Consider the following 13,259-nt stretch of genomic DNA (forward strand, 5'->3'; position numbering starts at 1 on the left):
TATACTTCCTGTATTTATTTTTGACCTGTCTGTCAAATTTGTTACACCGCCTATTAGGCGGTGTTTTTTTATCTTTGAACACTGCCTTTCTAACCGCTACCCCCTCGGCCATCGCTTTTTCCTAGACCACTCCCAATTTTTGAGCAAAAACGTAATAAAAAACGCAACCCCAATTACTGAGATTGCGTTTGTCATTTTGCCTAGTGTGACACGCTTACTCGAATGCTCGCATCGAAACGTTGACGCCAGCATGAGATGGCTAAGGGCGATACACTTTAACGTTTTTAAAGCCTTGCTCTTGTAGGTAGAGCGCTTGCAAACGGCTCATCACACCGCGAGCGCAGTAAAGCAGATACGTTTTCGACTGGTCTAAGTCACCAAATTGCGTGCTGAGCTTGTAAAACGGAATGTGTTTTACCTCAACACCATCGATCTCTAGCGGGCTGTCATCTTCTTCATCTGGGCTACGAATATCCAACACCACGGCATGCTCTTCAATCGCTTGAACTTGCTCTACTTCTGGCGCAGCTTGTGCCGACTCTTTCGCGATATCACGAATGTCCATTTGACGGGCATTGCGTACCACTTGTTCCAAGATGTCGAAATTGAAGTTCGCTTCTTCCGCTTCGAGCTTCTCTTTCACCGCTTTCACGGTTGGCTTTTTCGAAATCACGCCACAGTATTCTGGCATGGTTTTGGCGAAATCTTCGGTGCCGATGTCACGAGCTACTTTAATGATTTCGTCTTTATCCCAGTTGATAAGAGGTCGGAGAATCAAACGGTCCGTCACCACATCGATGTGGCGTAAGTTGGTCAAGGTTTGGCTTGATACTTGGCCGAGGGCTTCACCGGTGACTAAAGCTTGAATATCAAACTTCTCCGCAACCATGCCGGCTGCGCGCATGAACATGCGTTTTAGAACCACGCCCATTTGACCGTCTTCAACCTTCTCTAAGATCTCCGCAACCACGGGTTCAAAGTCAACAGAGATGAAGCGCACTTTGGCTGAAGATCCGTATTTGTTCCACAAGAAGTGAGCCACTTGTTTTACGCCAATTTCATGCGCAGGGCCACCCAGATTGAAGAAACAGTAATGCACTTTAGAGCCACGCTTGATGTGCAGATAGCTTGAAACACCGGAGTCAAAACCACCAGAAATCAGGCTCAGCAGATCTTCTTGCGTACCCAGAGGGAAACCGCCAAGGCCTTTATGATGGGCCAAAATCTGGTTCAGCTTGTCATCCACCACTTCAATCTTGATGGTAATGTCTGGGCTGTGCAGTTTAACCGAGGCGCTCTCGACCGATTGATTTAAGCCACCGCCGACGTAACGCTCAAGCTCGATCGAGGTAAAGTCATGTTTACCACGGCGCTTAGCACGCACCACAAAGGTTTTATTTTCGATGCGCTCGCGGCTCAGATCCAACACTTGCTCATAGATGTCGTGCAGATCTTTGAAGCCCGATTGCTTCACTTCCAACACTTGCTGAATGCCTGGTGTCGTCGTCAAGATTTCGAGCACTTGTTGGTAATATTGATGGCTGTTAGCCGACACTTCGATGTGATCGCGACGGTTAAAGACAGCCACAGATTCAGTGCGATTCTGAATAATGATTCGGATGTTGCTCTCAAGAATCTTGGTAAAGCGCTTACGTACCGACTCACTCTTTACAAAAATTTCTGGATGGGGCTTTACAATAAATTTCATAGTTCAATTCGCAGTCTGTTGGCTATCAATTCACACCGGAGCTTGCACTAAGGTGTGGGACTTAGGGCGCAAGATTATACACGAATTATAACCATAAAAAAGACGAGCATTTCTGCTCGTCTTTTATTCAACTCACGTACCCAATTACTGCTCTTGAGGAATGGCTGGAATTTCATCACTATACAAAGGCTCACCTTGCATAATGCTGATTTCCACTCGGCGGTTTCTCGCCCGGTTTTCTTCAGTATCGTTGTCGACCAGAGGATCGGTATCAGCCATGCCTCGCACTCGTAAGCGCTGATGAGAAAATCCGCGTACCTTTTCCATCTCTTGCGCCACCGAAACGGCACGCTGCGCAGAGAGATCCCAGTTAGAACGATAAAGCTCCGAATCAAGACGCTGATTGTCCGTGTGGCCTGAAATCCGCACAATACCGGGGACATCTTTCACCAACTCGGCAATTTGTCGTACTAGCGGGCGGAATTTAGGCTGCAAGAATGCAGAACCTTCTGGGAAGGCCCCCTTCTCTCGCATACGAATCACAATTTGCTGCCCCAAATTTTCCACTTCAATCGCCCCTTGCTCTATTTCACGCTCAAGGGCCTTCTTGATGCTTTCCATCAGCGTTTCCATCTCTTTCGACATGGCTTCCGACTGCTGCTGTTGCTGTTGTTGTTCGGTATTTTGGTTGGTCTGAGTCGACGTTTCAGGCGACTGCCCGCCCGTCATTTTGCCCTGGTCACGCTGAGTGCCACCCGCGCGATCCGACTCTCCCTCATGAAATTCTAACGTTTGCTGGGTGATATCTATGGTTTGCTGCATGATCACGTCAATCGGCGTGGGTTCAGGACGCCCCGGTCGAAATTCTTGAGCGATGATGCTGGTGCCTTTGGGAATGTCTTTCACCTCAAGGCGGTTTTGCACACCAAAGGCAAATTTCATTGAGCCAGCGATCTGTTTGAACTTCAGTACATCCATTTCCGAAAACGAAAGCAGCAGTACGAAGAAACACATCAACAGTGACATCAAGTCAGCGAAGGTACCCATCCACAGAGGTAATCCGGGAGGGGGACAATCACATTTGCTATCGTCATCCATCACATACTCCCGTGATTAATCATTGATATCGAGGGCACGCTTGCTCTCGTTGAGGTAGTTTTTCAAGTAGCTGTCGATAACACGTGGGTTCTGACCATCTTGGATCGCCAACACGCCGTCCATGATCAAACGACGATTAAGGGTCTCTTGGTCGCGACGAAGCGCCAATTTATCCGCAATCGGGAAGAACACCATGTTCGACAAAATCGCACCGTAGAGTGTGGTCAAAAGCGCAACCGCCATCGCAGGGCCGATCGATTTCGGGTCATCCATGTTGGACAGCATCGCCACCAGACCAACAAGGGTACCGATCATCCCCATCGCAGGTGCAACATCACCAAACGCGCGAAACACGCCCGTTCCTTGCGTGTGACGTTCATCAGTTAAGGCTATGTCTTTCTGTAGTGCTGCACGCACCACATCGGCATCGTGGCCATCCACCAACAAATCAATGCCTTTTTGCATGAAGCTGTTGGAGATCTCCATCTCTTCCAAGGCCAAGAAACCGCCTTTACGCGCCGCGTCTGCCATTTCGACAATTTTCGCAATCAGATCTTCTGGTTCATCGGCTTTGAACATGAAGGCTTTGCCTGCAATCTTCGCCGCGCCAAAAAATTGCCCCATCGTAAACTTCATCAATACAACGAAGATGGAACCACCGACAACGATGAGGATTGAGGTCACATCGACGAACATCATGATGCTGCCGCCAAGAATCATCGCCATCACGACGAAAGCAAGGCCACCTATCAAACCTAAAAGGGTTGCTAAATCCACAAAGCACTCCTCATGCTATTTTCCGATTTACCGCAATATAAAGAGATTATTTTCTTTATCGACAATGAGTAACGATCTTTTAGCAAAAACTTGGTCAACAAGTCACAAAATTGCTGCTAAGCGTCAAAATAAAGCCGTTACCCTTGATTATTTCGATGAGGCGGCAAAGTGCCAAGCATCATCTCGGGGCTTTTTACAAGTTATAGCAAGTTTACTGCCATTTTAACGCTCACGGGCAACCTTTTTGTTAGCAAGCCAATATTCTCCTCCTTATTAACCTCATTTTCAGATAAATTTACCCGCTTAAATTTGACCAAGTCAGCGTGCTAAGGTAACTTGCGGGCATTCTTTTAAAGGCAGAATAGATATGGCAACCAAGAAACCAGAAAACATGTCCTTCGAAGCAACCATCGAAGAATTGGACAATTTGGTGGATCAACTGGAAAACGGTGATCTGGCTTTAGATGACGCTCTTAAGAAATTTGAGCGTGGGATCGCATTAGCCAGAGCCAGCCAAGCTAAACTCACAGAAGCAGAACAAAGAGTTAGCATTTTACTGAGCGACAGTGATGATGCTCCTCTCAGCGATTTCTCCACCTTGGCAGAGTAATGTTTTAAATGGATAACTCTATGATTGACGTCCTTGCGTCTTTTCAGCAGCGTAACAACCAACAACTCAATCTTTGGCTCGATAAACTGCCACACCAAAATCAAGCGCTGATTCAAGCGATGCGCTACGGACTAGTGTTAGGTGGAAAGCGTGCTCGCCCATTTTTGGTGTATGCCACCGGTGAGATGCTTGGTTGCAGCCAAGAGCAACTCGACACACCTGCGTCAGCGATTGAGTGTATCCATGCTTACTCTCTTATCCATGATGACCTGCCAGCCATGGATGATGATGAACTGCGCCGTGGCCAACCAACCTGCCATGTTAAATTTGACGAAGCCACCGCCATTTTAACCGGTGATGCTTTACAAACACTCGCGTTCACCATTCTCGCTGAAGGCACATTGTCTGCTGATGGAGAAACACAACGTGTTGCCATGATCCAAGCATTGGCACAAGCCTCTGGAGCGCAAGGCATGTGCATTGGTCAGGCGTTGGATTTGGCCGCGGAAAACCGCGCAGTCACGCTGGAAGAGTTAGAAGAGATTCACCGTAACAAAACCGGCGCTTTGATCCGTTGCGCGGTGCGCTTAGGCGCCTTGGCTGCGGGCGAAAAAGGTTTGGCTATTTTGCCTCAGTTGGAGAAGTACTCCACTGCGATTGGGTTAGCATTTCAGGTGCAAGATGACATTTTGGATATCATTAGCGATACCGAAACGCTCGGGAAGCCACAAGGTTCTGACCAAGAACTCAACAAGAGTACTTACCCATCGCTGCTCGGTTTAGAAGGCGCAATGGAGAAAGCTCACACTCTGTTACATGAAGCACTTCAAGCTTTGGAAGCAATCCCATACAATACCCAACACTTAGAAGAGTTCGCCCGATACGTCGTCGAGCGCAAGAACTAACACAATAAGCGCGCATACCTATGACTCTTGATATTTCAAAGTACCCGACACTGGCACTAGCAGAAACACCCGATGAGCTGCGTCTCTTACCAAAAGAGACGTTGCCAACACTGTGCGATGAATTGCGCACTTACTTATTGAACTCCGTCAGTCAATCAAGCGGTCACCTAGCCTCTGGTCTTGGCACCGTTGAGCTTACGGTTGCCCTTCACTACGTTTACAACACGCCTTTTGATCAACTGATTTGGGATGTAGGCCACCAAGCGTACCCACACAAAATCCTGACTGGTCGTCGTGAGCAGATGCCAACTATCCGTCAAAAAGGCGGGTTACACCCTTTTCCATGGCGTGAAGAAAGTGAGTACGACACCCTGTCTGTTGGCCATTCTTCGACCTCGATCAGTGCTGCGCTTGGTATGGCCATCTGCGCAGAAAAAGAAGGCCAAAACCGCAAAGTCGTTAGTGTGATTGGTGATGGCGCGATCACGGCAGGCATGGCGTTTGAAGCAATGAACCATGCTGGTGATGTACACAGCGATATGCTCGTTATTCTCAATGACAACGAAATGTCGATCTCCGAAAACGTGGGCGCACTTAACAACCATCTTGCTCGTGTCCTTTCTGGCAATCTTTATACCTCGATCCGTGAAGGTGGCAAGAAAGTGCTCTCTGGCGTACCGCCGATTAAAGAACTGATTCGTCGCACCGAAGAGCATCTGAAAGGCATGGTGGTTCCGGGTACCCTTTTCGAAGAACTGGGTTTTAACTACATTGGTCCGATTGATGGCCACGATGTGGTGGAGCTGGTCAAAACCCTAAAGAACATGCGCGAGCTAAAAGGCCCGCAGTTTCTGCACATTATGACCAAGAAAGGCAAAGGTTATGAGCCTGCCGAAAAAGATCCGATTGGCTATCACGGTGTGCCAAAGTTCGATCCTGCCCATAATAGCCTGCCGAAAAGCAGTGGTGGTAAGCCAAGTTTTTCCAATATTTTTGGCGATTTCCTTTGTGACATGGCAGCCCAAGATCCAAAACTGATGGCGATCACTCCCGCCATGCGTGAAGGCTCCGGCATGGTGCGTTTCTCTAAAGAATACCCAGAGCAATATTTCGATGTGGCGATTGCAGAGCAGCACGCTGTGACACTGGCTACCGGGATGGCCATTGGCGGATACAACCCGATTGTGGCGATTTACTCGACTTTCTTGCAACGCGGCTATGACCAACTGATCCACGATGTGGCGATCATGAACCTACCAGTGATGTTCGCGATTGACCGAGCGGGTTTGGTGGGCGCAGATGGTCAAACTCACCAAGGTGCGTTCGATTTAAGCTACATGCGCTGTATTCCAAACATGGTGATCATGGCGCCAAGTGATGAGAACGAATGCCGCCAAATGCTCTATACCGGCCACAAACATCAAGGGCCGAGCGCGGTGCGTTATCCTCGTGGCAATGGCATGGGCACGCCTATCGAATCTGAATTTACCGCACTTGAGATTGGTAAAGGCCGCTTGGTTCGCCAAGGCGAAAAGGTGGCCATTCTGAGTTTCGGCACCTTCTTAGCCAATGCGCTTGAAGCGGCAGAAGCATTGAATGCGACCGTTGCAGACATGCGTTTTGTGAAACCTCTTGATGAAGCGCTAATTCGTCAATTGGCCAACGAGCATGATGTGCTTATCACGATTGAAGAAAACGCCATTGCCGGTGGTGCTGGTGCGGGCGTGATCGAGTTTATGATGCAAGAAAAGATCATGAAACCAGTCTTGAACCTTGGTCTACCGGATAAGTTCATCCATCAAGGTACTCAAGAAGAGTTGCATGAAGAACTCGGCTTAGATGCCAAAGGCATTGAGCAAGCAATTCGCCACTATCTAGCAAAATAAAGTAGAGACAAACTGACACAAAAAAGGGATTGGCAAAGCCAATCCCTTTTTTATGCCTTATCCGGCTTATAGCCAACCTGCAAAATAACCGACGGCATAAAGCGATAGCGCGGACATCACCCCTGCGACAATGTCATCCAGCATAATGCCTACTCCACCATGCACACGCTTATCCAACCAGCCAATCGGCCAAGGTTTGACCATATCGAAGAAGCGGAACAACACGAACCCTGCACCTATCCATTTCAGCTCAGAAATGGGAATTTGCAGCGCAGGCATGATGGTCATGGTGATCCAAAAGCCAGCAAACTCATCCCAGACAATCGAGCCATGATCGTGCACGCCCATGTCGTCTGACGTCACTTGGCAAATTTTAATACCGACTAGACAGGCCGCGAAAACAATCACCAAATAGACAGGAAGAGGCAATGGAGCGAAAACCAGAAACAGAGGAATGGATGCCAACGTTCCCATAGTGCCAGGGATAATCGGCGATAAGCCGCAGCCAAACCCCGTTGCCAATAAATGCCAAGGATTATTTAAAGAAATTTTATCAAGTGGATTATTCATGGTGATTACGCCTTAAAGTGGTCAAAGCCACTCAAATCCCAATTTAACTTTGTACCGTCATCATGGAGTTCAAAAAAGCCATATGGACGAATTTGCCCAATACACGTTACTTTACAACCTACGTGCGCCAAGGCGCTTTCGATTGTGCCTCTTGCCTCTTCGGGCACGGTAAAACAAAGCTCGTATTCTTCACCGCTGGTCAGCGCATATTGAAGTGCTGTTTCGCGCTCGGTCAAAAAAGAAAGTAGTTCAGAGGAAATCGGCAGCTTAGAGACATCGAGGCTAACACCAACCTGAGAACGGTTTAAGATGTGCCCTAAATCCGCAATTAAGCCATCGGAGATATCAATCGCCGCCGAAGCTAATCCGACCAACGCTTGCCCTGCTAAAATGCGCGGCATACTCATATAGTGCGCTTTTTCTAGCGCTTGTGCGGCTGGGCGTGTACGCAAGTTGCTATCGAGAATCACATCCAATCCCGCCTTTGCATCGCCTAGCGTCCCCGTGACAAACACATAGTCGCCCGGCTTGGCGCCACTGCGCGTGATCGCTTTCCCTTCAGGGACAAACCCTTGTACTGTCATGGTCAAACTCAGTGGGCCTTTCGTTGTGTCGCCACCAATGAGCTGAATGCCGAAGTAATCTGCCAACTTAAAAAAACCATCACAAAAGGGAGCTAACCAAGCTTCGTCAGCTTGCGGCATAGTCAGAGCAAATGAGACCCACGCAGGGGTTGCGCCCATGGCAGCCAAATCGCTGATGTTTGACGCTAACGCCTTATGCGCCACCCACGCAGGATCGGCATCGGCTAAGAAATGAGTGCCACATACTAGGGTATCGGTGCTAATGGCAATTTGCACATTGGCGGGAGCTTTAACCAGAGCGCAATCGTCTCCAGCAGCAAGGTGTACATCTTTACGTTGAGCCTGACGGCCAACGAAGTATTTTTCAATCAGATTAAACTCGCCTGACATCAAAATCCTTTCCTTTGTTATAAAAAAGGCCAGCATTGTGCTGACCTTTTCGTTATTCAGTGACGCTTATTTTTTGCGTACGTGCGGTGCGGCTTTATCTAGCACACCGTTGACAAACTTGTGACTGTCTTCAGCGGCAAAAACTTTAGCCAGTTCAATCGCTTCGTTAATCACAACTTTGTAAGGTACGTCTTCACGGCGAGTCATTTCGTACATCGCCAAACGTAACAACGCCAGTTCCATCATATCCAAATCTTGCATTGGACGAGAAACGTAAGGGCGAATCTTACTATCCAGTTCGGTGTGGCTTAGAACAACACCGGTCAACAAGTCGCGGAAGTATGCTACGTCAGTCTCCGGAGCTGCAAGTGCAGGCTCAGCAGCACGATGCTCTTCTTCATCATACTTTTCGCCAGCCAAAAACTGAGCTTCGATAGTGGCAACATTTTCTTTAGTAATTTGCCATGAATAGATTGCTTGTAAAGCGAATTGACGTGCGTTACGACGTGCGGCTGGTTTCACACTGGCCCCCATTAGGAATCAATTTCAGAAAGAACGTTTATCATCTCAAGTGCGCTCAGTGCAGCTTCTGCACCTTTGTTACCAGCCTTGGTTCCTGCGCGTTCAATAGCTTGATCGATAGTATCAACGGTCAATACGCCAAATGCCACTGGAATACTAAATTCAAGAGACACTTGTGCTAGACCTTTATTCATTTCACTACAAACATAGTCGAAGTGTGGTGTACCACCACGGATCACTGAGCCAAGAGATACAATCGCGTCGAACTTACCTGTTTTTGCTACGCGCTGAGCCACTAGAGGTAGTTCAACAGCACCAGGACAACGTACAACGGTGATGTTGTCTTCACTGACTTGACCGTGACGCTTCAAAGTGTCGATGGCACCAGACAATAGACTTTCGTTAATAAAACTGTTGAAACGAGAAATAACGATAGCAATTTTTGCGTTTGGCGCAGGGAAGCCACCCTCGATCACTTTCATAAGCCTTCCTTTAACTATGTTCATCAAGTGAGAATCGCCGGATTCTAGCACAATTTTGTGAGCAATATCTAATGGTATTTCGCCACGAAATACTGCCTTACAGCGAAGAGATGAGTCAAATTAGGGGGAGAAAAATAAACGCAGCGTTATTTTCGCTGCGTTTATTAGAAGTGGTGTTATTCACACACATACTCAACAACGTTCAGACCAAAACCGCCAAGGGCATGGTATTTTTTGTTGCTGGAAGAAAGTAAACGCATATCGTGCACACCTAAATCTGCAAGGATTTGCGAGCCGACACCAACACGACGTGAAGTGCCCTGCTTCTTGGCCAATTTAGGTGCCTCTTCTTTGTCTTGTGCTTCAAACATTTTGACACGGTGAATCAGCAGCTCAGGTGACTCCTCATTACCCAGAATCACCAGAACGCCCCCTTCTTGGCCAATACGCTTCATCGCTTTATCAAGCGTCCAACTGCGCTCAGCGTTACGATCGCTGCGCAGTAAATCGGTAAAGGTGTCTTGCAAGTGAACACGAACCAGTGGCGTTTGATCACCCACCGTGCCTTTACGCAAAGCAAAGTGGATTTGATTATCAATGGTGTCGCGGTACGTTATCAGATCAAACTCACCAAACTCAGTGGGTAGCTTGCACTCTGCAACGCGTTCAATCGTGGTTTCGGTATTGTTTCGATACTCAATCAAATCGGCAATGGTGCCGAGTTTGAGACCATGTTGCTCAGCAAACACTTCCAAATCAGGTCGGCGCGCCATGGTGCCATCGTCATTAAGGATTTCAACGATAACAGAGGCTGGTTCGAAACCCGCTAAACGAGCAAGGTCGCAGCCTGCCTCGGTATGACCCGCGCGAGTCAACACGCCACCATCTTGCGCAGCCAATGGGAAAATGTGCCCCGGTTGCACCAAATCTGCCGCTTTAGCTTCTTTTGCTACTGCCGCTTGAACGGTTCGAGCGCGATCCGCCGCTGAAATACCGGTTGTCACGCCTTCCGCCGCTTCGATGGAAACAGTGAAGTTTGTCGTGTATTGCGCGTTGTTATCTTGCACCATTGGCGGCAATCCAAGGCGCTGACAACGCTCTTTGGTCATGGTCAAACAGATCAAACCGCGACCATATTTGGCCATAAAATTGATGGCTTCTGGCGTAATGTGCTCCGCCGCCATAATCAAATCACCTTCGTTTTCACGGTCTTCATCGTCCATTAAGATGACCATTTTGCCTAAACGAATGTCTTCAATGATCTCTTGGGGTGTACTGATTGGCATAGCGATATTTCCTGTCAATTTAAGCGCTAAAACGCTGATAGACACTAGTCTGATTCATCGTTACCGAGTGTCAACCTGTGGGCTAACATTCTGTGAACTAAGCAAAACCATTCTGTTGCAAGAATTCCATGGTGATGCGGGATTCATTATTGGATTGGGCTTGTTGACCGAGTAACAAACGTTCCATGTAGCGAGCAAGAACGTCCACTTCTAAGTTGACTTTGCGACCCACTTGGAAATCATTAATCGTGGTTTCGTCACCCGTATGAGGGACGATGGTAAGTTTAAACGCGTTCTTGCGTAGGTCATTCACGGTCAAACTGATCCCATCAACAGTGATTGAGCCTTTTTCCGCGACGTACTTGCTCAAGCTCTCGGGCATCACAACCCAAAACTCGATCGCACGGCCAACCTGATTACGCTCAACAATTTCACCAACGCCATCCACATGGCCAGAAACAATATGACCACCAAAACGGGTGGTTGGCAGCATCGCTTTCTCGAGGTTCACCTTGTCACCAACTTGATAATTGGCAAAGCCCGTTTTCTTTAAAGACTCTAACGAGAGATCAGCACTGTAATGACGATCTGAAAAATCAATCACCGTCAGGCAAACACCATTCGTGGCAATACTGTCGCCCAATCTAACGTCCGACATATCGAGCTTGCCTGTGTTAACCGTTACGGTAATGTCTTCCCCTCTTGGGGTAATCGCAGCCAAGGTTCCAACTGCTTCGATAATTCCTGTGAACATATCAACTTTCTTTTGCTTTGATGTGCGCAATGATGCGGATATCCGGCCCAACCATTCGCACATCTTTAATGTCTAAATCGATCACTTGCGACATGGCTTGCAAACCCAGCGCACCAATCAACCCACGTCCATCGCTGCCCATCAGTTTTGGGGCAAGGTAAACAATCAGCTCATCCACCAACTGGTGTTTGATCAGTTTCGCCGCCAGCGTTGCTCCCGCTTCAACCCAAAGATGGTTAATGAACTGCGTTTGACTCAGTTGCGCGAACAGTTGCGGCAAATCGATCTGCCCTTGCTCATCCAAAGGTGCAGGGAGATCACCTTTGGGGCCAACAATGAGTCGCTCACCCGCGGTTTGGTAAATTTTTAGCTCCGGCGAAAGCTCGGCTTGTCTGTCCAACACAACTCGAGTTGGCTGGCGCAGCTGTTCTTGCGGCAAAGCGAGTTGCACAGACGAAGGTAACTCTGACCAGCGAACATTGAGAGACGCATTGTCAGCAATCACCGTTTTACTGGTGGACAAAATCGCCCCAGACTGAGCCCGAAAACGTTGCACATCTCGGCGAGCTTGTGGTGAGGTGATCCACTGACTGTGGCCATTGGCCAACGCTGTTTGACCGTCGAGGGACGCGGCCATTTTGAGTTGAACAAACGGCATGCCCGTTTTCATTCGCTTAATAAAAGCAGGATTCAGTGCTTCTGCTTCTGCTTGAAGTAGGCCCACCGATACCTCGATCCCAGCCTCTCGCAACATGGCAAAACCTCTCCCCGCGACTTGGGGGTTTGGGTCTTCCATGGCACACACCACTCGGCTTACCCCAGCGTTGATTAAACCTTCGGCACATGGGGGCGTTCGACCATAGTGTGAGCAAGGCTCTAATGTGACGTAAGCGGTCGCCCCTTTGGTTTTGTCGCCAGCAATACGCATTGCGTGCACTTCCGCATGAGGCTCGCCAGCACGAAAGTGAAAACCTTCTCCGACAATTTCGCCGTCGCGCAGTAATACACAGCCAACATTAGGATTAGGTGCGGTGGTATAGAGACCACGTTTCGCCAAAGCAATGGCGCGCAGCATCATTTGTCTATCGATTGCAGTAAATTCCGACATGGTGAACCGTTACCTTGCGTTAATCTTCCAATCTGGCGATTTCTTCACCAAATTCACGAATATCTTCAAAACTACGGTATACGGAAGCAAAGCGAATATAGGCCACTTTGTCTAAGTGTTTGAGCTGTTCCATCACCAAGTTACCGATCATTTTGCTCGGTACTTCACGCTCGCCAGTGGCACGTAATTTGGATTTGATCATGCTGATCGCCAGTTCAATCGCATCGGCACTGACAGGGCGCTTCTCTAAAGCACGCTGAATACCACCAACCATCTTGTCTTCATTGAACGGCTCACGGTTGCCATTGGATTTGATCACCTTTGGCATTAACAGCTCCGCGGTTTCAAACGTGGTAAAACGCTCGTTACACGCGAGGCACTGACGACGGCGACGGACTTGATGACCATCGGCCACCAAACGTGAATCAATTACTTTGGTGTCATTTTCTGAACAGAAAGGACAATGCATATCACCTCCCAATGATGCATAGATCCATCTGCACGCGATTGCGAATATCCGTGCTAATACAGCGATTCACGGTAGCAAAGCAGGTGCAGAACTTGCGGCTAGTTTAGCGG

14 protein-coding genes are annotated in these 13,259 nt (G+C 48.4%); 3 read left to right on the top strand and 11 right to left on the bottom strand.

The window, feature by feature from the left end:
• Positions 1–259: 259 nt before the first annotated feature.
• The 3 genes from thiI to pomA form a co-directional block, all read right to left on the bottom strand.
• Complete coding sequence (gene thiI / locus CIK04_RS02270) at positions 260–1,708, bottom strand: tRNA uracil 4-sulfurtransferase ThiI (protein WP_097353149.1); 1,449 nt, start codon at positions 1,706–1,708, stop codon at positions 260–262.
• A 144-nt stretch (positions 1,709–1,852) separates the two neighbouring features.
• Positions 1,853–2,806 carry a flagellar motor protein MotB gene (locus CIK04_RS02275; RefSeq protein ID WP_026050428.1) on the bottom strand — a complete coding sequence of 318 codons (954 nt, stop codon included), beginning with the start codon at positions 2,804–2,806 and terminating at the stop codon, positions 1,853–1,855.
• Positions 2,807–2,821: 15 nt separating this feature from the next.
• Positions 2,822–3,583 carry a flagellar motor protein PomA gene (pomA, locus tag CIK04_RS02280; protein WP_011078417.1) on the bottom strand — a complete coding sequence of 254 codons (762 nt, stop codon included), beginning with the start codon at positions 3,581–3,583 and terminating at the stop codon, positions 2,822–2,824.
• 367 nt (positions 3,584–3,950) lie between these two features.
• Between pomA and xseB the strand changes: the two genes are divergently transcribed.
• From xseB to dxs, 3 genes are read left to right on the top strand one after another with little or no spacing between them, the layout of a single operon-like run.
• Complete coding sequence (xseB, locus tag CIK04_RS02285; RefSeq protein ID WP_011078418.1) at positions 3,951–4,193, top strand: exodeoxyribonuclease VII small subunit; 243 nt, start codon at positions 3,951–3,953, stop codon at positions 4,191–4,193.
• 20 nt (positions 4,194–4,213) lie between these two features.
• A complete protein-coding gene (gene ispA / locus CIK04_RS02290) occupies positions 4,214–5,098 on the top strand; it encodes a (2E,6E)-farnesyl diphosphate synthase (RefSeq protein WP_026050427.1) in 885 nt (294 codons plus the stop codon).
• Between the two features lie 20 nt (positions 5,099–5,118).
• On the top strand, positions 5,119–6,984 hold the full coding sequence (dxs, locus tag CIK04_RS02295; protein WP_097353150.1) for a 1-deoxy-D-xylulose-5-phosphate synthase: 1,866 nt from the start codon (positions 5,119–5,121) through the stop codon (positions 6,982–6,984).
• A gap of 66 nt (positions 6,985–7,050) precedes the next feature.
• Here the strand turns inward: dxs and pgpA are convergent, their stop codons facing one another.
• The 8 genes from pgpA to nrdR all read right to left on the bottom strand — a co-directional run bounded on the left by pgpA (position 7,051) and on the right by nrdR (position 13,149).
• Positions 7,051–7,554 carry a phosphatidylglycerophosphatase A gene (gene pgpA, locus CIK04_RS02300; RefSeq protein WP_097353151.1) on the bottom strand — a complete coding sequence of 168 codons (504 nt, stop codon included), beginning with the start codon at positions 7,552–7,554 and terminating at the stop codon, positions 7,051–7,053.
• A gap of 5 nt (positions 7,555–7,559) precedes the next feature.
• Positions 7,560–8,528 (bottom strand): thiamine-phosphate kinase, encoded by a 969-nt coding sequence (gene thiL / locus CIK04_RS02305; protein WP_026050426.1) that lies wholly within the window; start codon positions 8,526–8,528, stop codon positions 7,560–7,562.
• A 66-nt stretch (positions 8,529–8,594) separates the two neighbouring features.
• Positions 8,595–9,062: a transcription antitermination factor NusB gene (nusB, locus tag CIK04_RS02310; protein ID WP_011078423.1), complete on the bottom strand. Its 468-nt coding sequence runs from the start codon at positions 9,060–9,062 to the stop codon at positions 8,595–8,597.
• Positions 9,062–9,532, bottom strand: a complete 471-nt coding sequence (ribE, locus tag CIK04_RS02315) for a 6,7-dimethyl-8-ribityllumazine synthase (protein ID WP_011078424.1) — start codon at positions 9,530–9,532, stop codon at positions 9,062–9,064. Before ribE ends, nusB begins: the two co-directional genes overlap by 1 nt.
• A gap of 176 nt (positions 9,533–9,708) precedes the next feature.
• The gene (gene ribBA / locus CIK04_RS02320) at positions 9,709–10,818 is read right to left on the bottom strand and encodes a bifunctional 3,4-dihydroxy-2-butanone-4-phosphate synthase/GTP cyclohydrolase II (RefSeq protein ID WP_038963553.1); all 1,110 of its coding nucleotides are present in this window, start codon (positions 10,816–10,818) and stop codon (positions 9,709–9,711) included.
• Between the two features lie 97 nt (positions 10,819–10,915).
• Positions 10,916–11,572 (bottom strand): riboflavin synthase, encoded by a 657-nt coding sequence (locus tag CIK04_RS02325; RefSeq protein WP_097353152.1) that lies wholly within the window; start codon positions 11,570–11,572, stop codon positions 10,916–10,918.
• Between the two features lies 1 nt (position 11,573).
• Entirely contained in the window at positions 11,574–12,680 is a 1,107-nt protein-coding gene (gene ribD / locus CIK04_RS02330; protein WP_097353153.1) for a bifunctional diaminohydroxyphosphoribosylaminopyrimidine deaminase/5-amino-6-(5-phosphoribosylamino)uracil reductase RibD, read from the bottom strand.
• 19 nt (positions 12,681–12,699) lie between these two features.
• Positions 12,700–13,149, bottom strand: coding sequence for a transcriptional regulator NrdR (gene nrdR / locus CIK04_RS02335; protein WP_011149678.1), 450 nt, complete (start codon positions 13,147–13,149; stop codon positions 12,700–12,702).
• Positions 13,150–13,259 lie beyond the last annotated feature (110 nt).

The organism is Vibrio sp. 03_296 (assembly GCF_002265885.1).

Bases quoted from the DNA above. Each gene is read 5' to 3' on its own strand.
- thiI (WP_097353149.1), bottom strand. From the start codon at position 1,708: ATGAAATTTATTGTAAAGCCCCATCCAGAAATTTTTGTAAAGAGTGAG.
- CIK04_RS02275 (WP_026050428.1), bottom strand. From the start codon at position 2,806: ATGGATGACGATAGCAAATGTGATTGTCCCCCTCCCGGATTACCTCTG.
- xseB (WP_011078418.1), top strand. From the start codon at position 3,951: ATGGCAACCAAGAAACCAGAAAACATGTCCTTCGAAGCAACCATCGAA.
- ispA (WP_026050427.1), top strand. From the start codon at position 4,214: ATGATTGACGTCCTTGCGTCTTTTCAGCAGCGTAACAACCAACAACTC.
- dxs (WP_097353150.1), top strand. From the start codon at position 5,119: ATGACTCTTGATATTTCAAAGTACCCGACACTGGCACTAGCAGAAACA.
- pgpA (WP_097353151.1), bottom strand. From the start codon at position 7,554: ATGAATAATCCACTTGATAAAATTTCTTTAAATAATCCTTGGCATTTA.
- thiL (WP_026050426.1), bottom strand. From the start codon at position 8,528: ATGTCAGGCGAGTTTAATCTGATTGAAAAATACTTCGTTGGCCGTCAG.
- nusB (WP_011078423.1), bottom strand. From the start codon at position 9,062: ATGGGGGCCAGTGTGAAACCAGCCGCACGTCGTAACGCACGTCAATTC.
- ribE (WP_011078424.1), bottom strand. From the start codon at position 9,532: ATGAAAGTGATCGAGGGTGGCTTCCCTGCGCCAAACGCAAAAATTGCT.
- ribBA (WP_038963553.1), bottom strand. From the start codon at position 10,818: ATGCCAATCAGTACACCCCAAGAGATCATTGAAGACATTCGTTTAGGC.
- CIK04_RS02325 (WP_097353152.1), bottom strand. From the start codon at position 11,572: ATGTTCACAGGAATTATCGAAGCAGTTGGAACCTTGGCTGCGATTACC.
- ribD (WP_097353153.1), bottom strand. From the start codon at position 12,680: ATGTCGGAATTTACTGCAATCGATAGACAAATGATGCTGCGCGCCATT.
- nrdR (WP_011149678.1), bottom strand. From the start codon at position 13,149: ATGCATTGTCCTTTCTGTTCAGAAAATGACACCAAAGTAATTGATTCA.